This is a genomic window from Microbulbifer sp. JSM ZJ756, from assembly GCF_044383805.1.
Lineage (GTDB): Bacteria > Pseudomonadota > Gammaproteobacteria > Pseudomonadales > Cellvibrionaceae > Microbulbifer > Microbulbifer zhoushanensis.
Genome location: NZ_JBISER010000002.1, coordinates 270,085 through 294,754 on the forward strand (window position 1 = coordinate 270,085; position 24,670 = coordinate 294,754).

Annotated in this window: 22 protein-coding genes; 6 read left to right on the forward strand and 16 right to left on the reverse strand. The window is 60.4% G+C overall.

Going from position 1 to position 24,670, the window contains the following annotated elements; all coding sequences use genetic code 11:
• Nucleotides 1-432 precede the first annotated feature (432 nt).
• From ACH6CX_RS05215 to ACH6CX_RS05230, 4 genes are all read right to left on the reverse strand, one after another.
• Entirely contained in the window at nt 433-1,593 is a 1,161-nt protein-coding gene (locus ACH6CX_RS05215) for a PaaI family thioesterase (protein ID WP_232941676.1), read from the reverse strand.
• A gap of 43 nt (nt 1,594-1,636) precedes the next feature.
• Entirely contained in the window at nt 1,637-1,855 is a 219-nt protein-coding gene (locus tag ACH6CX_RS05220) for a zf-TFIIB domain-containing protein (RefSeq protein ID WP_232941677.1), read from the reverse strand.
• Nucleotides 1,856-2,037: 182 nt separating this feature from the next.
• Entirely contained in the window at nt 2,038-2,415 is a 378-nt protein-coding gene (locus ACH6CX_RS05225; protein WP_396675058.1) for a DUF393 domain-containing protein, read from the reverse strand.
• A 32-nt stretch (nt 2,416-2,447) separates the two neighbouring features.
• Complete coding sequence (locus ACH6CX_RS05230) at nt 2,448-3,008, reverse strand: sugar O-acetyltransferase (protein WP_396675060.1); 561 nt, start codon at nt 3,006-3,008, stop codon at nt 2,448-2,450.
• 156 nt (nt 3,009-3,164) lie between these two features.
• Between ACH6CX_RS05230 and ACH6CX_RS05235 the strand changes: the two genes are divergently transcribed.
• Nucleotides 3,165-4,460 carry an amidohydrolase family protein gene (locus tag ACH6CX_RS05235; protein WP_237063766.1) on the forward strand — a complete coding sequence of 432 codons (1,296 nt, stop codon included), beginning with the start codon at nt 3,165-3,167 and terminating at the stop codon, nt 4,458-4,460.
• Nucleotides 4,461-4,492: 32 nt separating this feature from the next.
• On the opposite strand, the gene ACH6CX_RS05240 is transcribed toward ACH6CX_RS05235, so the two are convergent.
• Nucleotides 4,493-5,824, reverse strand: a complete 1,332-nt coding sequence (locus ACH6CX_RS05240) for an erythromycin esterase family protein (protein WP_396675062.1) — start codon at nt 5,822-5,824, stop codon at nt 4,493-4,495.
• A 156-nt stretch (nt 5,825-5,980) separates the two neighbouring features.
• On the opposite strand from ACH6CX_RS05240, the gene ACH6CX_RS05245 reads away from it, so the two are divergent.
• Nucleotides 5,981-6,781, forward strand: coding sequence for a crotonase/enoyl-CoA hydratase family protein (locus ACH6CX_RS05245; protein WP_232941682.1), 801 nt, complete (start codon nt 5,981-5,983; stop codon nt 6,779-6,781).
• Nucleotides 6,782-6,842: 61 nt separating this feature from the next.
• Here the strand turns inward: ACH6CX_RS05245 and ACH6CX_RS05250 are convergent, their stop codons facing one another.
• The 4 genes from ACH6CX_RS05250 to ACH6CX_RS05265 all read right to left on the reverse strand — a co-directional run bounded on the left by ACH6CX_RS05250 (nt 6,843) and on the right by ACH6CX_RS05265 (nt 12,225).
• Nucleotides 6,843-8,633: an amidohydrolase gene (locus tag ACH6CX_RS05250; RefSeq protein ID WP_396675064.1), complete on the reverse strand. Its 1,791-nt coding sequence runs from the start codon at nt 8,631-8,633 to the stop codon at nt 6,843-6,845.
• A gap of 166 nt (nt 8,634-8,799) precedes the next feature.
• Nucleotides 8,800-10,293 (reverse strand): alpha/beta fold hydrolase, encoded by a 1,494-nt coding sequence (locus ACH6CX_RS05255; protein ID WP_396675066.1) that lies wholly within the window; start codon nt 10,291-10,293, stop codon nt 8,800-8,802.
• 200 nt (nt 10,294-10,493) lie between these two features.
• Nucleotides 10,494-11,627 (reverse strand): hypothetical protein, encoded by a 1,134-nt coding sequence (locus ACH6CX_RS05260; RefSeq protein ID WP_396675068.1) that lies wholly within the window; start codon nt 11,625-11,627, stop codon nt 10,494-10,496.
• 292 nt (nt 11,628-11,919) lie between these two features.
• The gene (locus tag ACH6CX_RS05265) at nt 11,920-12,225 is read right to left on the reverse strand and encodes a hypothetical protein (protein WP_232941686.1); all 306 of its coding nucleotides are present in this window, start codon (nt 12,223-12,225) and stop codon (nt 11,920-11,922) included.
• A 290-nt stretch (nt 12,226-12,515) separates the two neighbouring features.
• Between ACH6CX_RS05265 and gndA the strand changes: the two genes are divergently transcribed.
• Nucleotides 12,516-14,042, forward strand: coding sequence for an NADP-dependent phosphogluconate dehydrogenase (gene gndA, locus ACH6CX_RS05270; protein WP_232941687.1), 1,527 nt, complete (start codon nt 12,516-12,518; stop codon nt 14,040-14,042).
• A 72-nt stretch (nt 14,043-14,114) separates the two neighbouring features.
• Here gndA and ACH6CX_RS05275 read toward each other — a convergent pair whose 3' ends face one another.
• The 6 genes from ACH6CX_RS05275 to ACH6CX_RS05300 form a co-directional block, all read right to left on the reverse strand.
• The gene (locus tag ACH6CX_RS05275) at nt 14,115-14,654 is read right to left on the reverse strand and encodes a DUF4136 domain-containing protein (RefSeq protein ID WP_232941688.1); all 540 of its coding nucleotides are present in this window, start codon (nt 14,652-14,654) and stop codon (nt 14,115-14,117) included.
• 157 nt (nt 14,655-14,811) lie between these two features.
• Nucleotides 14,812-15,339: a DUF3592 domain-containing protein gene (locus tag ACH6CX_RS05280; RefSeq protein ID WP_396675071.1), complete on the reverse strand. Its 528-nt coding sequence runs from the start codon at nt 15,337-15,339 to the stop codon at nt 14,812-14,814.
• 32 nt (nt 15,340-15,371) lie between these two features.
• Nucleotides 15,372-15,881, reverse strand: a complete 510-nt coding sequence (locus ACH6CX_RS05285; protein WP_396675073.1) for a hypothetical protein — start codon at nt 15,879-15,881, stop codon at nt 15,372-15,374.
• A gap of 401 nt (nt 15,882-16,282) precedes the next feature.
• Nucleotides 16,283-17,275, reverse strand: a complete 993-nt coding sequence (gene rdgC, locus ACH6CX_RS05290; RefSeq protein ID WP_237063752.1) for a recombination-associated protein RdgC — start codon at nt 17,273-17,275, stop codon at nt 16,283-16,285.
• 110 nt (nt 17,276-17,385) lie between these two features.
• Nucleotides 17,386-18,270: an alpha/beta hydrolase-fold protein gene (locus ACH6CX_RS05295; RefSeq protein WP_334078529.1), complete on the reverse strand. Its 885-nt coding sequence runs from the start codon at nt 18,268-18,270 to the stop codon at nt 17,386-17,388.
• A 36-nt stretch (nt 18,271-18,306) separates the two neighbouring features.
• The gene (locus ACH6CX_RS05300; protein WP_237063748.1) at nt 18,307-18,645 is read right to left on the reverse strand and encodes a YceK/YidQ family lipoprotein; all 339 of its coding nucleotides are present in this window, start codon (nt 18,643-18,645) and stop codon (nt 18,307-18,309) included.
• 288 nt (nt 18,646-18,933) lie between these two features.
• Here ACH6CX_RS05300 and ACH6CX_RS05305 point away from each other — a divergent pair, with 288 nt between their 5' ends.
• The 3 genes from ACH6CX_RS05305 (at nt 18,934) to ACH6CX_RS05315 (ending at nt 23,427) form a co-directional block, all read left to right on the forward strand.
• Nucleotides 18,934-21,030 (forward strand): toll/interleukin-1 receptor domain-containing protein, encoded by a 2,097-nt coding sequence (locus ACH6CX_RS05305; RefSeq protein WP_237063747.1) that lies wholly within the window; start codon nt 18,934-18,936, stop codon nt 21,028-21,030.
• A complete protein-coding gene (locus tag ACH6CX_RS05310) occupies nt 21,023-21,457 on the forward strand; it encodes a hypothetical protein (protein WP_232941694.1) in 435 nt (144 codons plus the stop codon). The genes ACH6CX_RS05305 and ACH6CX_RS05310 overlap by 8 nt, the downstream gene beginning before the upstream one ends.
• A gap of 77 nt (nt 21,458-21,534) precedes the next feature.
• Entirely contained in the window at nt 21,535-23,427 is a 1,893-nt protein-coding gene (locus tag ACH6CX_RS05315; protein WP_396675076.1) for an NAD-binding protein, read from the forward strand.
• A gap of 19 nt (nt 23,428-23,446) precedes the next feature.
• On the opposite strand, the gene ACH6CX_RS05320 is transcribed toward ACH6CX_RS05315, so the two are convergent.
• Nucleotides 23,447-24,610: an alkaline phosphatase family protein gene (locus ACH6CX_RS05320; RefSeq protein ID WP_396675078.1), complete on the reverse strand. Its 1,164-nt coding sequence runs from the start codon at nt 24,608-24,610 to the stop codon at nt 23,447-23,449.
• Nucleotides 24,611-24,670: the final 60 nt, after the last annotated feature.

Below are 24,670 nucleotides of genomic sequence, written 5' to 3' on the forward strand. Positions count from 1 at the left end.
ATGACTGTTTGCTTTTATCCGGGGAGGTCTCCTGCAGCAACCGGCTGAAGCCCCTGGGCTAAATCACACGGATACTGCGCTGCAGGTTTTCTCTTGCTACTGGTCCCCGGTGCTTGCTCCCGGAGCTTACCGGGTGAATACACAATCAAGGTTATGGCGGTGTCCCGAAACAGTGCATCAACCCTGTCGGGGGCGTAGTGCCGGGATGAGAATAAAACCATGCCACAGGGTTCATTTATGGAACCGGGAGCAAGCGTGTACTGCATGGGGGTTGGCCGATAGGTGGAGGGCATCTTCGAAGATTATTGATTTCGACCCGTCTTTCTACTGCTCAATAGGGAACGGGCGCGGGTTGTTGGCAAAAGAAATTTGACGAAGGGCGGGAGTCAATCGACAGTCATCACGGCGCCGGCAAGTTAACGGACCCTGATCTCACCTGGAGAAATTTCCGTGGTGCCCGGCACTGTGGTCGGCCTGGGCGATGATTTCCTCCGGGTCCCCGCCTTCGGCCAGGTCCCGGGCGGCTCCCTTGATGACCAGGGCCGAAGCAGTTGCCATGGCCACGCGCTTGCCATCGGCTGTATCAATATTGCAGGTAACCACCCGCAATTGCCGGCCGTAATGCCGGACCTGGGCAATACAGGTCAGGTCGCCACTGTTGATTTTTGCCGGCCGCGTGAAGCGGATATGCATATCCAGGGTGGCGAACAGGTCGCCGGCCGGCAGCGTGGAATAGATCGCGGCACCCATGGTGAAGTCTGCAGCCCAGGCCAGCATCCCGCCATATATCGCGAGGCTGCCATTGGAGAACCACTCCGAGGTGGGCAGTGTGCCGTGGAAGCAGCCTTCCTCCACTTCCCGGGGGCGGTAGCCGGTGAGTTGCCAGATTGGCTGTGTGCGGCCCTCGGCGATGGTCGCCTGCTGCAGTTCCAGTGGCTTGAGCTCGGCAAATTCCTTGAGGTCACATAGCTCTGCATCCGGTGGATCACGGCGATAGGGGTCGGGCGTATCGTCTGGCCCCAGGTCCGGCTCGGGCAGGTCCTCGTCCGGGTCCACACTCAAATCGGTGATCATGCAGCGACTGCTGCCAAACGCCAGCAGGCGCCCGTCCTGGTCCGTGATCTCGACCATCGACAGCCCCACCTGCCGGCCGGAATGCACCGTTTCTGCGCGACCAACCAGATTCCTGGTGGCATTGGTAATCGGGCGCACAAAACTGATGGTCAGTTCCGAGGTGGAGAGTACCTTGCCGGCGGGGAGCGTGGTCCAGATGGCCGAGGCGAGGGGCGCGTCAGCCAGCAGTGCGCAGATGCCTCCCCAGTAGATGCCGCTGCCGTCCGCCAGCCAGGTGGTTACTGGCATGGAGAAAGTCGCCTTTCCCAGGGTGACCTCGGTGGGCTTCATTCCGGTCAGGCGCCAGATGGGCGGGCCCGGCAGTTCTCCCCGGACAAAACGGCGGAAGGTTTGCAGGCCCGATTGCTGCAGTGCGCGCAGGTCCCCAATAGCGCCGCGACGGGGCTCGTCGGGAACCGCCTGCCAGCCTGTCTCCGGCGATTCGCGGCCCTGTTGGTCCTGCGAGCGTGCCTTGCCCATCGTTACCGGGGTGCGGCGCGGGCGCCCAACACCTGTCCGATACTCAGAAGTCAAATAGCTCGGTGATCAGGTTGCGCTTCTGCTTGTGGGGCTCCTGCGGGTGACCCGCATCGCTGAGCCCGGCGGCATGGGACTTCTCGATGATCTTTTCGAGCTCGCCGTGATCGAGCCAGATTCCCCTGCAATTGGGACAGTAATCGATCTGCACGCCATTGCGATCCATGGCCATCAATCCGGACTCTTTACAGGATGGGCAGTTCATCTATTTCCTCCAGTATTTCTGGCGGCGTGACCCGAAACACGGCCACGCCCGTTCGGGGCCGCCGAAAACGGTGGTCTTCTTATATGAGCCTATACCAATCCGCGCGGGCCGGGGGCACTGACCGACAGTCGCCACAATTTGCGGGGAATCCGGGTTGATAATGTGGATTTAGCTGCCGCGATTCAGGCCTGCCAGTGATTCCTGGCGCGATTCCAGTGGTAGAGGAGCCGGGCAAAGCCGTTGTAGGAGAGGCCCAGTAACGGCCGGAGTAGGGGGAGGCTCGCTAGCCGGGCCTTCCACGCCTCCCCGGGGGCGTTGCGCCATATGGCGATAAACGCACCCAGCCCCACCTGCAGGTCGCCGTTTTCATCAATGACGTGCAACCGTTCGCGGACAAACTCCAGGTCGGCGCCAAGGTCCCTGACCCGGTCGTGGTCCAGGTGGACATCCTCCCAGTCCACCGGGCAGCCGGCCATGCGCCGCTTCTGGTGCCCGATGCCGGCACGGCAAACGGGGCAGGCGGAGTTGTAATAGACCCTGATGGTCGGCTTGTCTCTCATACCCTGTTGCTCCGGCCTTTCACTGTCATTATTCAGAGAGCATGGGGAATAGCCCGCGCGGGCACTCCGCCCACGACCGCATTGGCGGCGATATCCCGGGTGACCACTGCCCCCGAGGCGATTACAGCATTATCACCGATGGTAACGCCCGGATTGATAATGGCCCCGGCCCCAATCCACACATTGTCGCCGATGGTAACCGGCGCGCCGTACTCCAGCCCGGTTGCACGTTCCACAGGATCCCTCGGGTGGGTGGCGGTGAGGATACTGACCCTGGGGCCGCAAAGGCAACTTGCCCCGATGCGGACGCTGCAGACGTCCAGTATTACCAGCTCGAAGTTGGCAAAAAAGCCGTCGCCCAGGTGAATGTTGTAGCCATAGTCACACTGGAAAGACTGTTCGATCATGCAGGCTTCGCCGCGGCTTCCCAGCAGCCGCGTCAACAGCTGGTTGCGCAGTACGTCGTGATGCGGTTCTGAATGGTTGTACTCCCAGCACAGCTGCCGGGCCAGAAGGCGCTCCTGCGCGAGTTCGGCATCGGAGGCCCGGTACAGCTCACCGCGGAGCATCTTTTCCTTTTCAGTAGTCGTCATCGCATTCCCTGTATCTGCGTGCCAACCCGCCATCCGGGCAGCTCATCGCAGCGGCTGGCATGGCCATGTTAAATAGGGTACAACCGGGTATCAGTTTTTGAGCCCCGGGGCGTAGTTCAGCTTCCCAATTGCTATCGGACCCGCACAGGAGAAGGAATGTACCGTAAAACCAACAACAGGAAATCCCTGATGGCCATCCTGGTGGGCGTCGGCAGTGCAATCCTGGCCCAGGCCTCGGTGGCGGTCACCTATATCAGTGCGGATCGCCTGATCGATGTGGAGACAGGAAAGGTTATTGAATCGCCGTTGGTTACTGTCGATGGCAACCGAATCGTGTCAGTCGAGGCCGATGTCCCGGCCCCGGAGGGAGCACTGGCGTTGGCTGGCATGACCCTGGTGCCGGGCCTGATGGATATGCATGTGCACCTGACAGGATCCTCGGACCAGCACGGTTACCGGCGCCTGGCAGTGACATCCGAGCGTGCGGCGATTACCGGGGTGAAGAGCGCGCGCGCTTCGCTCAAGGCCGGATTTACCACCATGCGCAACCTGGGCGCGTCCGGATACGCGGATATTGCGCTGCGCGATGCCATCAATGACGGCGATGTGCCCGGGCCGCGACTGTTTGTATCCGGCCCGGCCATCGGGATTACCGGGGGGCATTGTGACAACAACCTGTTGACCCACGAGTACGAGGCCCGCGGGCAGGGCGTCGCCGATGGTCCCTGGGCCGTGCGGGCAAAGGTGCGTGAAAACTTCAAGTATGGCGCTGACCTGATCAAGATGTGCGCCACCGGTGGCGTCATGTCCAGGAACACCGAACCCGGCGTCCAGCAGCTGGCGGAAGAGGAGATGCGGGCGGCTGTGGTCGAGGCCCACCGGCGCGGTGCCATTGTCGCGGCCCATGCCCACGGCACCGAGGGTATCAAGGCGGCCATCCGTGCCGGTGTGGATTCCATCGAGCACGCCAGTTTCCTCGACCGCGAGGCAATCCGGCTGGCGAAGAAAAACGACACCGTCCTGTCGATGGACATTTATGTCACTGAGTACATTCTCTCGGAGGGTGAGAAGGCCGGAATCATGCCCGAGAGCCTGGAGAAGGAACGCAAAGTCGGTGGGCGCCAGCGGGAGAGCTTCCGTGCAGCGGTGGATGCCGGGGTGAAGATGGTGTTCGGGTCCGATGCTTCCATCTATCCCCATGGCCAGAATGCACGCCAGTTCTCGCGCATGGTGGAATTCGGCATGACACCGTTACAGGCACTGCAGGCGGCAACCATCAATTCCGCCAGGCTGCTGGGGCAGGATACCCGGCTGGGCAGTATTCGCGCGGGTAAGCTGGCAGATATCGTCGCGGTGCCGGGTAATCCGCTGGAGGACATCAGCGTGATGGAGCGGGTCAGTTTTGTAATGAAGGACGGACAGGTATTCAGGAACGATAATCGCGATTTCTGACCTGTTATGCGAGGGCGAACCCGGGCCCTGGTTCAGGTGCCATAGGGCCAGGTTTCAGGCGGCTCCCGCTCCTGCCAGCCCTCGGTCATATCCAGAGGCTCCAGTGCCGTCGTTTCATCGAGGTGTATCACTGCATCGAACTGGTGCTGCAAGCGGGTGCGGAAATAGTGGCTCTGGCGCTCGGTTTCGGGCCGGTAGATGACGCCGATGGCCCGTTCCAGTAACGGATGGCCGAGGGTATCCGGAGGCAGTGAAGCCATGTCGAGGTAAAACCGTTTCCGGTCGGCCCGGTGGAACAGTTCCTCGACACTCCCATCCAGTGCCGGTCGCACCCAGCGATGCTCCACCGGCTGCTCCCAGTCGGTGGCCGCTGTCACATGGCCGGTGTAGGTAGTGAACCCCAGCAGCAGCGCGTCGTCACCCAGTTTCTCGCGAACCAGCTGGCCGACGTTTACCTCTTCGTGTAGCGCTGCGTCGGTTGCGCGGGCGTCGCCCAGGTGCGAATTGTGGGCCCAGACCGCAATCCGCGCCTGGCGATCACGCTGCTGGCTGAGGTGCTGGCGCAGGTCCAGCAGGGTGTCCACCATATGCCGGTCACGCAGGTTCCAGGTGTTTACGCCGGAGAAGAACATGCCCCGGTAATAGGCCTCGGCATGGTGTACCACCCGCGCGTTGCGCTCGGCGTAAAAGAGCTCATCCTCCCCATACAGCCCGCTCCGCTGCAGCCACTGGCTATGCGCCTGCAGCATTTCCAGCAACTGCTCGACGGCCGCTTTCTGGCAGGATTCACTCAGCCCCATGGCCGCCTGGTAACCATAACGCTGCGGATCTCCATGCCGGTCCAGGCAGGCATAGCGCTGTCGCGCTCGCTCTGCTGCGGAAGGGTCAACCTTTTCCAGGTAACCGATTACGGCGTCGGCAGAGCGATACATGCTGTACAGGTCCATGCCGTAGACACCCACCCGGTCTGCCGGGGCACGTGTACTGTTCCACTCACGCAGCCAGTGCACGAATGATTCCATCACGGTGTTGCGCCACATCCACAGCGGAAAACGCTCGAAGTCGCCGAGGGCGGCGCGGGCATTCGCGTCGCCATCCAGCCCCCGGACAAAGCGGTTGATGCGGTAAACATCCGGCCAGTCACCCTCCAGCACAATTGCGTCGAGGCCCTGTTCCTCGACCAGGGACCGGGTGATCTCCGCGCGCATCGAGTAGAAGTCGTGGGTGCCATGGCTGGCCTCACCCAGCAGTATGACACTGCGATCGGCGGCCCTGCGCAGCAGAGGATCGAGATCGGTATCGTTGCCTGCCAGCGGCTCGGATACCCTGTTTACCTGCTCGAGTATATTCCCAGCATTGTTCATGGCTATGGTCGCGGCGCAACCGGGCCGCACTCTAAAAGGTTTGTTACCGGGGGATTGTAGGCTCCCCCCCGCGGCGTCACAGCGCTGGTCTGGGACGTATATCCCGGCCTCCGGGCGGTATAAGATGGACCGGGAGTCAGTACTCGAGGAGGGAGCATGAAGGGAGAAAAGTCCGCTGGAGCCCCGGTTAGCACCAGTGTCGATGGCGATATATTCATTATCACTATCTGTCGCCCGGAGAAGCGCAATGCGGTGGACAGGAAAACAGCCACCGCATTGCGCGACGCGTTTGTGCGTTTTGCCGCTGATGAGCGGCTGCGTGTCGCAGTACTGACCGGCAGTGGTGACAACTTCTGTTCCGGCGCGGATCTGTCGGCAATGGCCGACCCGGAAAGTCGCAATGAAATCGAGCCCGGGGGCACTGGCCCGGGCCCCATGGGACCCACGCGCATGCAGTTTGACAAGCCGGTGATCGCTGCGGTTCGCGGTTATGCGGTGGCTGGTGGCCTTGAACTGGCGTTGATGTGTGACCTGCGCGTGGTCGGGAGGTCCGCGATTTTCGGGGTATTCTGTCGCCGCTGGGGCGTGCCCCTGATTGACGGTGGTACCGTGCGGCTGCCGCGAGTGGTCGGCCATGGCCGGGCCATGGATATGATTCTCACCGGTCGCCCGGTCGGTGCCGACGAGGCACTGCAGGCGGGGCTGGCCAACCGGGTGGTCGAAGACGACCAGGTGCTGGTGACGGCACTGGAACTGGCCGGGGACATTGCGCGCTTTCCCCAGCGATGCCTGCGAGCGGACCGCGACTCCGCCTACCGGCAATGGGACCTGACACTGGAAGAGGCCCTGGCCAATGAGGGACGTGGGGGGTATCCGGTGGTGTCCGAGGAGGCGATCAGCGGAGCAGGTCGGTTTACTGCGGGCGCGGGCCGGCACGGGGAGTTCGGCCAGGACTGATCCGGATCCCCGCTCAAGCCGGGTGTCGCTCCTCTGCTTGCCCGACAGTCATTCCGGGGGTTCAGTCAAACAGCATCGACCATCCCGCTTGCAGTAACAGGCTTGCCTTGCGCCAGCTCCAGCGGGGTGGATCGACACGCTCTCCGCCAATATAGGTGGCTGTGACCTGCACCCGATCCCACTGTTGCGGCGACACCTCCAGGAGGTTTTCCGACAGCACGGTAAAGTCTGCCAGCTTGCCCACCTCGATACTGCCCCGCGACTGCTCCTGGTGGATCTGCCAGGCCGCATTGATGGTCAGCGCACGAATTGCATCGTCTGCGCTGATACGCTCGCGTTTCCCGAAAATGTTTTTCTCCCCTCGACTCTCGCGCAGTACGGCAGTCCGCATGGCGCGGATGGGCCCCAGCGGCGAGGAGGGGGAATCTGTATGGATGGTAAACCGGTGGCCTGCGCGCGCTGCGGAGCCGGCTGGCATAAACCGGTTCGCGCGCTCGGGGCCGACGATCAATTCTTGCAAGGTGTCGCCGTAGTAGTAAATATGGTCCATATAGAAGCTGGGGGTAACGCCGAGTTGTGCCGCCCGTTGCAGCTGCACGGGAGTAATCAGGGCGCCATGCTCGATCCGGTGGCGGTGGTCTTCCCGCGGAAATTGCCGTTGGGCTGCGTCCACTGCATCGAGGAACTGATCGATTGCCCGCTCGCCCTGGGCGTGTGCGGAGATCTGCCAGCCCTGCCGGTGGTAGCGTAGTACCAGGGCTTGCAGTTGTTCATTGTTAAAGGTTAGGTGCCCGCGACTGCCGGCCTCGATTCCCAGCCGTTGCCGGGTAAATTCATTATCGAGATAGGGGGCGTCCACAGCCATGCCGCCGGCATAGGGTGAGCCGTCAATCCAGAGTTTGGGCCCACGCACCTCGAACGACAGGTTACCCGAACCGGGGGCGATGCCGGATTCATCCAGCTGGTCAAACAATGGGTAGGTGTAGGTCCGCACCGGGGCGCCGGGGTGGCTGGCGACAGACTTCAGGGCGCGGATATGCTCCGGGATTATCGGTTGCAGCCCCGGGGCGACAATGGTGGTGTAGCCGTGGGCCGCATAAGTCTCCAGCTGGTTGGTCAGCAGGTAGAGGTAGGCGGGCAGGGGGTACCCGGGGGTGGAGCCGGTGAACTTTGCCATCGCGCCCACCTCCACTACCAACCCGGTCAGCTCGCCATTCGCGTTGCGCTCGAAGTGGCCGCCGTCCGGGTCGGGACTGTTCCTGTCGATACCGGCTTCCGCGAAGGCGCGGCTGTTGGCAAAACCCGAATGTAATGTCTGGGCGATGATAAACAGCGGGTTATCCGGTGCCAGCAGGTCCAGTTCGGCCAGGGTTGGAGGCTCCAGGTCCCGCAGGAGTGCCGGGTCCCAGCCATAGGCCAGCACCCATTCGCCGGGGTCTTTCCCGGCAATGCGCCGCTTCAGCGTGTCCAGCACATCTTCGCGACTGCGATGGGTGAAGCCGGAGATATCGATGACTTCCCCCATCATGGCCGACAGGATCGGGTGGGTATGGATATCGATAAAACCGGGCATCAGCACCTGGCCATGGAGGTCGACCATTTCTGTCCCCGGGCCGCGCATATCGAGCACCGCATTGTCTGTTCCCACCGCCAGGACCTTCCCATTCAGCACTGCCACGGCCTCGGCAAGGGGCTGGCGCGGGTCCATGGTGACAATGGAGCCACCGTGGAAGATCCGGTCAGCCGTGAGTGGGGTGGCGTTGGCGATGGAAGTAGCCAGGAAGCACAGGAATAACAGGATTAGTCCCTGCGTGGGTCGCGGGGTTGGAAGTTGCTTAAGGGCAGGCCCCATTATTGTTATCCGCAAATATATAGAAGGCTCAGCCGGTGAGTCTACCAACAAACCTGGTTGGGTCTACGCTTCAGAGAAAACATGGCCGATTTTCACCAGTGCGGTTTGCGCCTGGCTGTATTGAAGCCACTGCATGAGCCTCCGGGAGTAAACGCTCCCCGCAACATCACTCCCGTAGCGTCTTTGGCCCGAGTTCCGGTAAAGGAATGACAATCCGGTCGCCCTGCGCAGGCTCTCCCGCCATAAAGCGGTTGATTGCAAGCTGGATCTGCTCGGAAGACATAAACAGGTTGTGACCGGCATTCTCGACGGTAATGGCGGTCAAGTTTTCCAGGCCAGATACTGCAGCGCGCTGTTCATTGATATCGGTGCGACCATCCAGGGTCCCGCTGAAAAGGAGTACAGGCACTTTGCTCCGGGGCGCCTGGCGAAATTCGTCTCCCAGGTCAAGCTCCGGGGCAAGCCCCTGCAAATGATAGGAAAAGTTCAGGTAGTCGTGCAGAAGGGAGTGTTTTGCTTCGCGGGCAACCACCCGGGAGCGGTCTTTGCCAATACCCGAGGCTATATCCATTGCAGTGGGCATGGCGTTCAGTGAGATTGGCTCGCCGGGATGGAGTATCGCGTCCGGGAAGTAACGGCGTGGCACCGAGTCAAATGCCGGTTGCTCTCCCTGGTCCAGGGCGCGATAGAAATCGAGTAATCGTGCGGCGCTGCGGGGATCCGCGATAAAGCTTGAGGCGATCAGTTGCATATCCCGCCGTTCAAGCAGGTAATCCACGGTGGTGCCATTGTCTTTCGTGAGCTGCATTGGCACCGGGTTGAGGTCGAGCTTCCCATGAACCCGCTCTATCAGTCCCTTGATATCGGGGTAGGCGGCCCTGGCCCGAGGTTGTGAGTCTACAGCTGCCTGCAGTCTGTCGAGGTAACCAGCGGTACTGGAGGGGAGCTTGACAGTCTGGTCCAGTCCCTCGGCACTGGACAGGACAATACGTGCAATCCGGTTTTCCATTTCCCCCAGCGCAGCCAGGGCCAGGTGGCTGCCGTATGATGTGCCCCACAGCACAACCGCTTCCGCACCCAGATGCGCCCTGAGCGCATCGAGGTCGCGGGCACTTTCCCGGGTATTGTAACCGGCAAGGTCGATACCCCTGTCCTGCCAGAACTTCATGCACTCGCGCACAGCCTCGCGGTACCTCTCGATATATTCACGGTCAGAGACTGCGCCGGAGGCGGGGTATCTTTGTCCGGAGTGGCATTCCGGCAGGATGCTGGACTGGCCTGTGCCACGCTGGTCCAGGGCGATGACGTCGCCAAACTGGCGCAGGGCCATAAACATCCCGAACCGGTAATTGACTGCCATGATGCCGGAGCCGCCGGGGCCACCTGCAAGGTAGATAATGGGTGGTCCCGAGCTTTCACCGGTTGCCGGAAAACGAACATAACGGAGGGGGATCATACGGCTGTCAGGCCGCTGGCGGTTCTCAGGTACCTTGATCTCCCCCCGGTACCCACTGGCGGTCTGCTTGCTCCAGGTCTCGAATACAAAGGTTTCTTCACTGGCAGTTGACACTGCGTGCGTTGAGTAGGTGCCGCAAAGCAGAGCTGCTGGAATTGATAATAACTTAAGCTTGAAGGTGAGGCGTTCTCTCAATCGAATCATTATCATTCCCTTTCTTCAGGCCCTGCCGACCCGTTCCCTTATGTAACACCCGGGTGTTCGCCGCGGGCTGAAGTATTTCTCTACCGGTGCTAGAAGAGCCGGTCATTTGTAGCCAGATGAACCCGGTAAACAGGTACGCTTGCCCGGCAATATGGAATTGATTACTTTCCACATGGCCGCTGCGTTGTGCCGGCACACTTTTATGGCCGCCTGGAGTCCCCGTAAAGGTAGTCGGCCGCAGCCTTGCCCATCGCCGGGTAATCGTGCCCCACACCGGGAACCACTTCCAGTTGCCACTGCAGTTCCGTTCCCAACTCCCGGGCCCGCTCCTGTGCCTGGGCGAAAAAATATTTTCCGCGCGACAGGCGGTGGTCGCCCTGCCAGTTGACGTCGGGGGTGCGTACCAGGTGGCCTCGGGTTTCGTCGGCGTTGTCCAGTTCGCCGAGGAATACCACCAGCTCACGCTTGAATGCTTTTTTCAACCCGTCCCTGTCCAGCATGTCGCTGCCTGTGCCGAAGGGGAATGGTTTGTCGAAGCGGGGCACCGTGTACCAGCCGGAATTCCCGGCGAGGATGCGCCGTGCTTTGCTATCGCCGGCAAAGAGAGTATAGCGATGCAGGACCTGGCCACCGGCGGAGTGGCCGAACAGGTCGTATGTCGCCGTGGTCATGCCAAGTTCCGCGACAGCGGTTTCAAATATCCGGTCGAAGTCGCTGAACAGCCAGGTTTCCGCCCGGCGATTGATGTCGTAACCGCTTACCCGGGTGCGCTCTTTATTGATGCGCACGTTCTCGATCATGCCGGCAATATTGTAACTCCAGAACTCCGGGTAATATTTTTCGGAATAGTGGGGTGAAAGTACCAGCACGCCGTATTTCTCCGAGGAGTCAACCCAGGTATCCCGGTAGCGCCAGGCATTGCGGCCGGCACCGGGGAGCACAATCACCACCGGCGCATCCTTGCGGAGATTTTCGGGTCGGTGATAGAAAACTGCCAGCGGGTTACTGTCGGGGGTATTACTATCCACCAGGAAGCTGCCGGAGCCCTCCCGGATAGAGCCCTCCGCGGTATCCAGTCGCAGCGGCTTCTCGACCAGTTCCATACCACACACATGGCAGGAGCCTCGGGCCCTGACGGCACTGGCCTGGAACAGGTCCTGTTCATGATTGCACGGCGGGCAGATGTACCGGGGAGGCTGGACCTGACCCGGTAGCGTTGCCGCCACCGAAGTCGCGGGCAGGCCGGCGGAGACGAACAGGTAAAGGGTGCAGGCGATACCGCCAATAACAGCGCGTGAAATGGCCCGGAGGGAAATTCGGGGTGAGAGTGTCATTGTCTGTTCCTGTGGTGCTCTGCTCGAATGAAGAACGCAGTTATTGGCCGGTTGCGTTATGCCAGCAAGTGCCCCCTGATTCCCAGGTTGCTGGGACCAGTCTACCGCCGTGATGTGGTGGTTTATACCGCGCTGGATTACGGCGCCTTACAGGACGGCGAGGGCTGGAAATGTGGGCGGAAGAGAGGGACGCGTAGTTCGGGTGCCGAGCGAGGTTGCCAGGCAAGCGGCCGGGTTGCGCGAACTGGACAGCCCGGCTCTTGGTGCAGGGAAGTCATCCCCGGTGATGGGGTCAGGCAAAGAGCCAGATCAAGAGTAGAAGAACCAGTGCCCCCAGCACCATTGCCAGGCCCCGCAGCATGAGCGTCCGGGCATATTCCGCCCGGCCCGGGTAGAGCAGGGCGTAGGGCAGGCCGGTAAACGGGCCCAGGATGATTGTGGGTATGCCCCACAGCCATTGCCTGTTGCCCAGGGCCACGAGGGCCGCGACCAGCCCGCCAAACCAGAGCAGGGCCACCCCGATGACAAGGACAATAAACACTGGCAGTACCAGCCACTGGTGTGCAAGGTAAAATTCAATCAGTGCCTGTTGATTCATGGTTCCTGTACTGCTCCTGCCTGTCTCCGGCGAGCCCGGCATAATCCTGGCTCGGCCGTCCCGGTTTTGCTGTCTGTTGAGTCAGCGTATGGTACCTGAATACGCAACATCATGAGAGCCAATGACTGTACCTTGCTATCTTTTTAGCAGAATGCTCTGTCCGGCGGTCACGTCGGTATACGCGCCGCTCCGGGCTGGCTCCTGGCCTCCCGGTAGCGTCGGCGTATTGCTATACTTCGCGCCCAATCTGGCGCCCGCCAGGCTTCATTTCACGATTTCCGGAGCGATCCATGGCTGATACCGACTCACTGTGCGACATTGGTTTTATTGGCGCGGGGGTGATGGGTAAGAACCTGATCCTGAACCTGGCCGATAACGGATTCCGGGTCTGCGCCTTTGACCTGGACCACAGTCGCCTGGAGGCTTTGCTGGAGCAGGACCGTCAGGAGCGCGGTGACCAGCCGGCGCGGATTGAGACCTGTAATTCCTATACCGAGCTGCTGGCGCGGGTAAAAGCTCCCCACCTGGTGATCCTGTCGGTGCCTGCGGGCGCTCCCGTCGATGATGTCTGCAACAAGTTGCTGGATGCCGGTCTCAAGGCCGACGATATCGTGGTCGATACCGGCAACAGCCTGTGGACCGACTCCGTCGAGCGCTGCAAGCGCTACGAGGGGCGCCTGATCTTCTTTACCACTGCCGTGTCTGGCGGCGAGGTGGGGGCCCGGTTCGGGCCGTCCCTGATGCCCAGTGGCGATCCCTATGCCTGGGCCCGTATCGAGCCGGTCTGGCATGCCATGGCCGCCAAGGTGGATCCGCAAAGCGGCCAGCCGATCGAACGCTTCGAGCCGGGTAACCCGGTCAAGGAAGGTGAGCCCTGCGCTGCCTATATCGGCCCGATCGGCTCGGGCCACTATGTGAAAATGGTGCACAACGGCATCGAGTACGCCGATATGCAGTTGATCTGCGAGGCGTACGACGTGATGCGCAGTGCGCTGGAGATGAGCCCTACCGAGATTGCGGCGGTATTCCGGGAATGGAACAGGGGGCCGCTGAACAGCTACCTGATCGATATCAGTGCCGAGGTGCTGGCTACCGTGGATGCAGACACCGACCAGCCGCTGGTGGACGTGATCCTGGACCGCGCCGGGCAGAAGGGCACCGGCCTGTGGACTGCGGTAAGCAGCCTGGAAGTGGGTTGTCCTGCTCCCAGTATCGCCGAGGCGGTGTTTGCCCGCTCCCTGTCCACACGCAAGGTATTGCGCTCCCGCGCCGCGAAAAAGTTGCTGGGGCCGGATGTGGAGGCGGTGCCCGCGGAGCAGCGGGACACCGTGATCGCCCAGCTGCATGACGCCATGTACTGCGCGAAGATCTGTATTTACGCGCAGGGCTTCGACCTGATGAAGCTGGCGGCGCGGGAACAGGGCTGGCAGCTGAACTTTGCCGAGATCGCGCGCATCTGGCGCGCCGGCTGCATTATCCGTGCGGTTTTCCTGCAGTCCATCAGCGCTGCCTACGAGCGCGACCACAAGCTCTCGAACCTGCTGCTGGATGATTACTTTATCGAGCAGATCGCGGCCAACCAGGGCAACTGGCGCCAGGCGGTGGCGGACGCCAGCCTGCGCGGGATTCCGGTGCCGGCGCTCTCGTCAGCGCTCAATTATTATGATGCCTTCCGCCGCGAATCACTGCCCGCCAACCTGCTGCAGGCGCAGCGGGACTTCTTCGGCGCGCATACTTTCTCCCGCAATGACCGGCCGGAAAACGAGAAATATCACGTGCTGTGGAGTCGGGAAGGCCGGCCGATCGTCCGGGTCTGACCTGGCAGGGTGGCCGGTCCGCCGGCCGCCGGGGCGCCGGCCGCCGGTCTATCCAGCATTTATTTCCCTGGGTTATCCCCCAGCTTTCGGGAATTTCTGGAATACCTCGTTTACCGCACTGGCCAGCGCTGCCTGCGGGTCGGCCATCATTGCCGGGGTAATGCGCCCCCGGGTACGACCGCGCCAGACCATCTCCCGTTGCCTGACGTCCAGCACGTCGATGGTCAGCCTGCCCTCCGTCTGCTCATCGATATCGGTTAAGTGCTTCTCCCCGAGGTCACGGTAGTACTCCTGCAAAAAGGGATAGCGTGCCGCGGCAAAGCCTGTGGTGCGTGAAATCCGTGTCTTGGGCAACTTCTCGGTGTAGGCGGCGATATTCACCAGGATATCCGGACTGGTGCTGCGGGTCATGCCACGGGCATTCAGTTGCCGGGTGACCTCTGCCTGCAGGATGGATTCCACGCGGCTGTTGGCGCCACCTGACTGTACAAAACCGAAGGTGCGGTAGTCTCCCCAGCGTGAGTCATCGTCGGCTGACGAGAAAACCGAAGCCCCTGAACATCCAGCCAGGAACAGGGAGAGGAAGAGGGCGGTGAAAGTATTGTGACTCATGCGCAGGTTCCGATCCGTCGGTGGAGCTGTCGCCAGCCCGGAGCTTGCTCTATGTGGCTGGCAGGTATTCAGTGACAGAGCTTAGACCAGGAAATGGCGAACGGGCTCCCTGCGTGGCACTGAGAGCTGTGTCTGCTGGCAGTTTGATCCGGCTGCCCTAGGGCTTGCCGAGCCGGGTAAAATCGTGCCAGAGATCCGCGGCAATTGCGCGGACGGCTTCCAGTTGGCCGGCATCCAGTAGTGCCAGTGTGGTACCGATAAGCAGGTAAATCACAGGTAGTACCAGCCCGGATGGAAGCAGGTAGGCACGAGCGGGGTTTGCGGGATTGAAAAAGACGTCCACGGTTGAACCGGCAACGACCGGCAGCAGGTCCCACGGGCGGATGGGTAGCAGGTTGACCGAGAAAAGTTTGCACCCGATATATTCGCGCCCCCGGACCTGGTAGCGGTATCGCAGTACCGGCGTATAACTGATGGAGCGGCTTTTACCGATGGTTACCTGGTATTCACTGGCACTGATACCGGGTCCCTCATGTATTTCCGCATCCAGTTTGCTCTGTTCAACCCTGCCGCGGACCTTTGGCCATGCGCGGCGTGCCCTGGCAATAACCAGGTAGGTGATGGCGGAGACGGCGACAAACAGGCCTGACAAGTTGACCAGGTTAATCTCACTGAGTGTGGTCATCGCCTCTCCTTGCCGGGGCACACTGTCACCAGTTAAAACTGGTAGCCAATCTGGAGGCCCCAGGTAATGCCGTTCTCGAACTCCTGGTAGCTATCGGAATGAGTGTATTCCTTGCCGATATTGATCCCAGCCGATAATCCACTATTTTTTGCGCTGTCGAAATAATAGGTGTAGGAGCCACCCACAAAGGTTTCGTAAAAGGTGCCGGCGCGCTCTATGACGAGAGTGTCCTGGATCGCGTCGTACCTGGTGATGGCTACATGATTCAGGTCGCGGTGGCTGGTACGGACAAAAGCACCGAGTGCATGCTGGTCCGTCATCAGCCGCTCCCATGCGAGGGCAATACCGTAAGCGTCCTCTGTGTCCCAGTCTGAATTTGCTATCCCGGCGCCGGCTGAAAACCTGTCACCTGCGTTGCCGAGGGTAAACTTGAAACCTGCCAGGCCACCGTATTGCGTTCCCAGGCCCAGCCCAAAGTGGGTATCCACCTTTGCAACCGTAAGGCCGGGCATAAGACATAATAAAAATAAAATCTTTTTCATTAGTTGAATCCTGGTAAAACTTTTTAACAAGCGGTCTGGCGTGAATATAATTTCCGGTTGCAGTCGTGTCTACCCGCTGTTTTTGTTCCGGGGCAGGACGATATGGCTCGTCGATTAGTTGATGGTTGGAATGGCCATGAAGGAGGCAAAGAGGTTTAGGGGCGGGGACTGGAGCAGGATCCAGTGCCCGCGATGGCCTGCCAGGCTCTGCGGTATAGGCTGAACAGGCAGGGTAGGGAACAGTGCTCGGGAACGGGCTTATACCGGGCAGTTACGCGTGTTGTAACGGGCCGTATTTAAATTTTGCCTTGTTGCAGGAAAGTAGGGGCTGTCAGTGAGAGCCCCCTCCTCTTTTCCTGCCGGGGTTGTCTCCGGGGCTAATTTCCTGTTCGCGGTGACGGTCAGAAGACGACCTCGTCTACCTCCGCCGCTGCATGTTCGGATTCGGCACGGGACGCCCGCGCGACGATTTCCTCCACGCTTGCTGTTTCCGTGTTGGCACCGCCGAAAGCTACCAGCAGGTCCGTGAGCAGGGCGGAGATCTCGATGGTCATCACTGAGAAATCGGCGTCGAATCGCTGTGCCGCATTGTCGGCGTCGGCACTGTCCGCTTTTTCGATCAGCTCATCACTGAACTTCACCCGTTTCAGGGACAGCTGGTCGTCAACGAGAAACTCCACGCCGCCACGCCAGGTCAGGCCCAGCTTGTGCACCTGCATTCCCGCCACCAGGTGGTTGTGGATTTCCTCGGCACATAGGTCCTGGTTCTTGCAGCGGATCACGCTGCCGCTGTCTTTCGGGTCGCGCAGCTCACACTCATGGCCGAACTCAAACTGCGCCGGTGCCTCGGGGGCATGCAGCCAGTGTGTCATGGTTTGCTGCGGCAGGTTTTTGGCCGCCAGAGGGACCACCGCCAGGCTGCTGATCGCCTCGCGCAGGTTTTCCAGCAGTTCCTCTGCGGCGGACGCCGAAGAGGCATCCACCACCACCCAGCCGTCGCGGGGCGCGATATAGGCGTAATGCAGGCGGGAACGGGCAAAGGCTTTGGGGCGCATCTCCATCAGGACCTCGTCCTTCAGGTTCTGGCGCTCCTTGCGGCCCACCTGGCGGCCTTCCTTCTGGGAGATGGCCTGGGCCATTTCGTCCACCTTCTCATTGATCACGCCGGCGGGCAGGACTTTCTCCTGTTTCTTGGCGCAGACCATCAGGTAGCCATTGGTGCTGTGGACCAGCTCGGAGCCGTGGCGTCCCAGTGGCGGCACCCAGCCGTAGCGGGCCGCGTCCTGGCTGCCGCAGGGCACGAACTGCCCCGGCTCCAGTAGTTCGTTCAATTTTTCGGCAGTGAGATCGAATTCTTTGGTGAGGCGGTATACACGCAGGTTCTTGAACCACATACAACGGGACATTCATTCTGTTTTCGGAAGCGGCCGGCAATTATGCGTGAAGCGGCCGGTCACAGCCAGTGCCCCGTCCGCAGTTTTGTCTTTGGAGAGGGCGGCCCTGGTTAAATCCTGAACAGCCAGTAAAGCCCCTGGATGGCCGTCGTGGGGAAGGCCGTCTCGTGGTCAGCCCCCTCAATGACCCGGTATTCCAGCTCCAGGCCGGGGTATTGCCTGGCGGACAGGGTTCGGTGGAAACGGTCCGCGTCAGCCACCAGGTCGTGGGGCCAGCTCTTATAGTGCCCCGGATGCTCCAGGCTACCGATGGACAGGTAGACCCTGGCCCTGAGGTCCTGGCGCTTTCGCGCGTATTCTGCCTCCAGGTCGAAAATAATCCGCTCGTCGAACCAGAGTGATGGGCTCCCCAGAACGTAATGCCGGAACATCCCGGTATGTTTCAGTAACGCATAGGCACCCAGCAGGCCACCCAGGGAATTGCCCACATAGGTACGGCCCGCCGGATCCGCCGGATAGTGTTCCTCGACGGTGGGGAACACCGTATCGCGCAGGAATCGCAGGTGCGCCTCGGCGCCCCCGGTTTCGAGCTTCCATTCGGTGTCGATCGATGGGGTATAGTCGCGGACGCGGCTTGGGGTCGAGTGAATAGCTTTATCCCATGACACACCCACGAGTATGGCTTCTTCCATTTTCTTGATGGCCATGGGGTAGCGGGTGGCGCCGGAAACAACCTGGAAGGTATACATGGCATCGGTCATGTAAATTACCGGGTAGCGCCTGTCGCCCATGCCCTGCTTTTTATAACTGCGGGGCAATTTGATAAACAGCTCGTAGTTTCGCTGTGTTTCCGGGTCGGTTACTGCGATCGTCTCCGTGCGGGGAATGGTAAAGGGGGAGGATGAAGAGGTTGCCGTGCCAGCGATGGCCGGCCCTGCGCCCAAAAGAAAAATAAGCAGGGATTTAAATATTAACTGCACAGTTGTCCTTTGCATCGCGATAGTGGGCCGGCGGGATTCCCGGAAATAGAACTAGCGAGGCACATCGAGCCGCAGGTTGCCGTCCTTATTCTGTGCGTAAATAGTGAAGGGCAGCACAACCGTGTCGGTTACTGACGACAGCACTGTATCGAAGACATAGAAGCCGGCAATTGGCAGGATTACGGTGGAGCTCCGCTTCGAATTCAACTTGCAGACATTGTAAGAGACACCGCTGTATACCCGTGGCAGGGATTCACAATAGGTATTCTGGCGGCGGAGTTCTGCGGCAACTTCCCGGTCGGGCTGTCCCAGGGTGGTGGCAGTCCCGCAGCCGGCAAGCAGGGACGCGAGGGCGGCGAACACTGCCGTTCTGTATAAAGTTGCGGACACTGGAGCCTCTCCTTGAATCAATGGACGGACAGTCGTGACGAATATACCCCGTCACGACCTGAGAAGGAAATACCCGCCAGGTGACGGTTGTTTGCAATTGGCGTCTCTATCGGGCACCTGGTCAGCCGGCGCGACAGCGAGTGGCGGGAATTAGCTGCCCCAGAGTGAAACTGGCGCAGAAACAATCTCGCTTGCGTCGCTTTCATCTTGACGGAAAAAGCCTGCTGGTTTCACCGATAAAATTCGAATAGTCTCTTTGCCTTCGAATCCGCCGGGTACTGGGCTCAGATGAGCGAAAATAATAACTCCCAGCGTTACCGGGCATTTATCAGCTACAGCCACACCGATGAGCGACACGCCAGGTGGCTGCAGCGTGCGCTGGAGTCTTACCGGTTGCCCCGTCACCTGGTCGGCCGCCGGACCCCGGAGGGGATTCTCCAGGCTCGCCCGGGAAAAATATTCCGTGACCGAACTGATCTTTCCGTGGGGCCGGACCTGACAGAGCACTTGCGGCAACCGCTGCTGGAGAGTCGTTACCTGCTGGTGGTGTGCTCGCCGGCAGCTGCCGCCTCCCGTTGGGTCAATGATGAAATCCTGTTTTTCAAGCGACAGCATGGTGAGGGCCGTATCCTCGCCCTGGTTGTCGATGGCGAGCCCCTTGCCTCTCTGTCGGGACGGCCCGAACAGGAGTGCCTGCCGCCGGCATTGCGATTCCGGATAGACCGCAGCGGAAACCTTAGCGATAAGCCGGCAGAGCCCCTTGCCTCGGATATCCGGTCCCGGGGTGATGGCAAGCGCATGGCGCTCCTCAAACTGCTGGCAACCATGCTGGGGCTGGGACTGGACGAACTGGCCCGGCGCGACCACCAGCGGCGGATGCAGCTGCAGAAACTGATTTCGGCGACGGCCCTGGTCGCGGTGACGATACTGGCGGCGCTATCCTACGCCGCCATCAATGCCCGCGATATCGCCGAAAAGAGGCGCCTGGCAGCCGAGGACCTGGTTAACTTCATGCTGACGGACCTGCGGGACCGGCTGGAGCCTATCGGCAGGCTCGATGCGCTTGACCTGGTGGGGGAGAAAGTCCTCAGTTTCTATCGCGCCCAGCGCCACAGTGCACTGAACGCCGATGCGCTGGGCAGGCAGGCCTCTGCAATGCACCTGCTGGGAGAGATCCGCGACCTGTCCGGGGATACGGACGCAGCCATCGAATTGTTCTCCCGGGCAGCCGTTACCACCGGCGAATTGCTCGCACGGGACCCCGCCAACCCCGATCGCATCTTTGACCACGCGCAGAGCGTCTTCTGGGTAGGCTATCCCGATTACCAGCGCGGTCACTACCGAGAGGCCCAGAGGTGGTTCGACGAGTATCTCCAGCTGGCGCGGCAACTGGTCCGGCTGGAGCCTGCCAGGCCTGCATGGCAGATGGAGCTGTTCTATGCACTCAATACCCAGGCAGTGCTGAAATTCCGGGATGCGCAGTATCGCGAGGGCCTGGAATTGTTCCAGGAGGCGGGGACCATCCTCGCCGGTCTGCCAGATAATAATGATAACCGGGAGGCGCGGATCAATAACCTCGCCTGGATCGGTTCGGCGTATTTCATGCTGGGGGAATTCGACTCCGCCATCGACAGCCGGCAACAAGAGCTGCGCCTGATCGATGACTGGCTGGCCCGGGAACCGGATCGCAACAACCTGCTCGATTACACCATGACCGCGCAGAACGCGCTGGTACGGCTGTATCACCGCACTGGCGATACCGTCGCGCTAACACGCTACCGTGCCCTGGCCGGGGAAACTGCCCGGGAGCTTGTGCAACAGGATCCGGAGAACCGCGACTACCGCCTGCGCGCCTACAAGTTCCACCTGAATGATGCGCTTATCGGGCATATCGGAACCGCAGAAGCAGACCGGTTACTGGCCGATATACGCTCGCTGGCCAGGGAAATGCCGGAGCGCTTTGAGGTCCAGCAGCTGCGGTGGCAGGCCGAATTCAAGCTGGCACTTAAATATTTTGGCAGTGCCCGCCGGGACGTCCTGGTGGGCTCCGTCGGAGATTTTTCCCGATGGGCAGCAGGGCTTGATGCGACAGGCCAGCAGCGCCTGCTGGAGCCGCTCCGGGTACTTTCCGGCCTGTTGCAAGCCATGGATAGCAGTGCCGGGGCAGAAGAATGGCGAGCCGGGCTCCTCGAAGGGCAGCGGCTGCTGGCCGGCACTGACAACCGCATGGATTTTAACCTGTACTGTGGCGAGGATTCGTTCGTGCCATTGCTCGGCCCGGGAAGGCCGACAGACTCACAAGTGATTGCAGTAGCCAGGCAGTGTATCGGCCTGGAAGCCAACCCCGAGGTACTAAACCTGTCTCAAGGAGAGAGTTATGAGTAATGCAAAGTTTCGCATCAACATTATCAAGAATCCCGCTTTTGATCCCGATGATCCCGCTTCCTGTGAGGTCGAGTTTGTAAAGGATCCCGGCCAGGATAGTAACCCTGCCTCCATCGACCAGGCTGGCACTATCACCATCAGCAAAAAGAAGGGCACCGCTGTGGATATTGCCTTCCGTCTCGCCGATGATGTCTACAGTGACTACAGCTTCACAAAAGGCTCCTTCCTGGCGAGCAGTATTACCTCCAACACAAAGGGCGAGTTCTCCATCAAGAACGTAAAAAGTGGAGACCGCACCCTGGTTGTCACTGATGAAAATGATGACGGTGATACCTGGAGCTACACCCTGACCCTGTTTGATACCAGTGATGCCTCGCAGCCGCCTGTTGTACTGGATCCCATGATCAAGAACACCACGATGGCGTAAACCATCAGTTTGCGGGCTGAATCCGTGCCCCGTCTTGCGGGCACGGTCTTTTGACTGGTGACAAGAGGGCATTGGCGATGAGCGTGTTTTCGCAGCGTAAACGGGTCCGCGGTTGGGCCCTGCGAAATGAATGGCTGATAGTCTCCTTTCTGGTCAGTGTGCTGTTTGTATTTGGTTACCTGGGCTACTACCAGGTCCTCAGTGGATCCGGCCCGGGGCTGGAGCGCCACTGGGATGCCCTGTATAGCGCGATCAAGCTATTCATCTTCAATGGCCCGGATACCACCGAGGGCTGGCCGCTCTCACTGCAACTGGTGCGGATTCTGGCACCATTCCTGCTCGTTTACACGGCAATCAAGACCATCTGGTTGAGAACTGGCGAGCACCTGGCGCTGTTTCTGCTGCGATTCCGCCCTCACCGCTATGTGATCATCTGCGGCATCGGCGAGACAGGGCTTCGCCTGGCCAGGCAGTACCTGGCCGAGAGTCCCCATGCCGTGGTGGCAATCGACCATAACCCGGTTAATCCCAGGGTTGCGGCACTGTCCGCGCAAGGGGCTATCCCGGTGATTGGGGATGCAATGGATCCGGCAACCTTTATCCGGGCAAAAGTCACTGCGGCGCGCGAGGTCTTTGTATTTACCGGTGACGACGAGGCCAATATCGCCGTAGCCAAGGTGGTACACCGGCTGGTACGTGTGCAGGGTAAAAAGAGCGGGGGGCGAGCCGTAAGGGGCGTAAAAAAGCCGACCCCGAGGCTTCGCTGCCATATCCAGGTCAACTCCCCCGAGATCTGTGAAATCTTCCAGAACCACAGTTTTTTCAGCCTGGTGGATGAGAAACTGGAGTTGAAAATTTTTAACCGGGATATCTATATTGCCCGGAATATTTTTGATTACTGTGCTCCCGACCTTTATTACCTGCCCCGGGGAGCGGATTCCAGGAGGATGAATATACTTATCCTGGGTTTTGGCTCCCTGGCCCGTTCGCTGCTGGTGCAGTATGCACTCACTGCTCATTACGCTGATTTTCGCAAGCCCCGTGTGGTCGTCATGTGCGAAGAGGAATGCCGAAGGGAAGTGGCGCGCTTCTACCATCGTTGCGCCAATATTGAGCAGGTTGTCGACCTGGAGTTTATTTACCAGGACCCGGTTGCGATCAAGTTGGAGCAGTGGGGTGAGCTCATGCAGGCCGAGCAGTTTGTGGCCTGTTACTGCGCCTTGCCCCATGATGCCGATGGCATCCTCGCTGTAAGGCGCCTGAACCGCATGCGTAATGCCCTGGGAACCGACGCTGTCAATTTTGTGGTTTGCCTGAACCAGCAGTCCTGGATTGCAGACGTCGTGGACGATGATTTCCTGCCCATTTCCCGGGACAAGTCCCGCATTGACCCGGCTGAGCCGATCGAGCACTTTGAGTGCCTGGACGAAACCATCACGATTGATGTGGTGGTCAACGATGCCCTCGATCGGGTCGCAATGGCGATCCATGCGTATTACCTGGAAGGCCAGCGTAGTGCCGGGATGTCACAGAGGGATAATCCCTCGATAGTAAACTGGCAGGGACTGCCCCTTTACAAAAAACTTGCCAATCAGCGGGCAGCTTCGCACCTGGACGTAAAGCTGCGGATTGCCGGCTTCAGGCGCGTCGACGGAGCCGGCAACGGCGTACCCGGGACCGCCTTCCCCGGGGACGGGCCGATGCTGGAAACCCTAGCCCGGGTGGAGCATCAGCGCTGGGTAGCGGACAAGTTACTGGCCGGGTACAGCGTCGGGCCCGAGCGGGACGACAGCCGCTTCCTACACCCGGACCTGAAGCCGTGGGAAGCTCTGGCGGAAACGGACCGGGACAAGGACCGCGCAATCATCCGGCAGATGCCTGCATTGGTGGCGCTGCTGGGCCAGAGGCTGGAGCGAGCGACCGGGGATGCGGCGAGAAGCACTGCCCCGGCGCTGGAAACCGAACCCTAGCGTTCTCCATTGGGGAATGCTACCGGGATACCTGGACGTCACTGGCGATAATGCGGGTGATTGGCTTGCCAATCTCGGTGCTGTAGGTCCTCGCAAATGCTTCCGGGTTTTCACCCAGCAGTAACAGGGAAGTCGCTGCTACCTGGTCCAGGTAAAGCGTTACACCGCCGGCAAGTTCACCAGCGGCCCGAATATCCGGTCCGAGGGCGGCGATCCAGGTCTCACTGGCACCCTCAACCCCTGTTTCCCGGAACTCCCCGAGATTATCGAAGTAGCTGAGCACGGCGCGCCGACTGGCATGGTGCGGCCAGGCGCCGGGTGTACGGCCACGACCGTGGTCGACGGTGATTACCAGGTTGGTGTTGTCCTTGTAAGCCGGTATCGATTGCAGTGTCCGCCAGAGATCGGCCAGGAAGCTGTCGCTGCGATGGGCGGCATTGAGGTATTGGTAATAGTCGCCATCGTGGGCAAAGTCGTCCGTTTCCCCCAGTGCCAGGTAGAGCACCCTCGGTTTGCGCTGCTGTAGGAACTCCCGGGCAAAGCCGTAGGTAAATGCATCCAGCCGCACATTGGTCCAGGGGCTCGGAGTACTGGCCTGCAGCTCATTCAGGAAGCGGGCGCGCGCGGACATGCCGGCCCAGCTGGCATCCTGGAAACCCGCATTGACATGAATGCCGCTGCGATCGCGGTTCAGAATCGCCGGGAATACTTCCCAGCTACCGAACGCAGCCACGCGGTCCCGGTAGGCCGGCCTGCTATGCAGCCACTCGAGGAAGGTATGGTTTTTGTTGGGCACGGCCCGGTTGGAACTGATCTCTGGGTCGGCACGGCCTGTCAGGATCTCATTGTAACCCGGGTACGAAAACCACCAGGGATTCGCCACCTCCACGCGGGATTCTTTGGCCCGGTTGCCCGCCAGCAGTCCCTGCCTGGCGATAGTGCCCCACAGGAAGGGCATCAGTTTCTGCCGCCGGCTTTCTGGCGTGTTGGCCCCGAACTGTTCCAGCAAAAGTTCCCGGTGTTCAGTGAACTGTTCATTATCCATCAGTGCCGGGTCGTAGCCGGAGAAAACCTCCTGCCAGCGCAGTCCGTCAATTGTGACGAGCACCAGGTTGTCTGCGGCCTGGACCCTGGCGGCCAATGCCAGTATGACAATGACCAGGGATACTTTTGATTTACACATTGTACTCTCTGCTATGGGGCGGACCGACATGGGCCGGCCCGCCAATTGCTGCAATAAGCG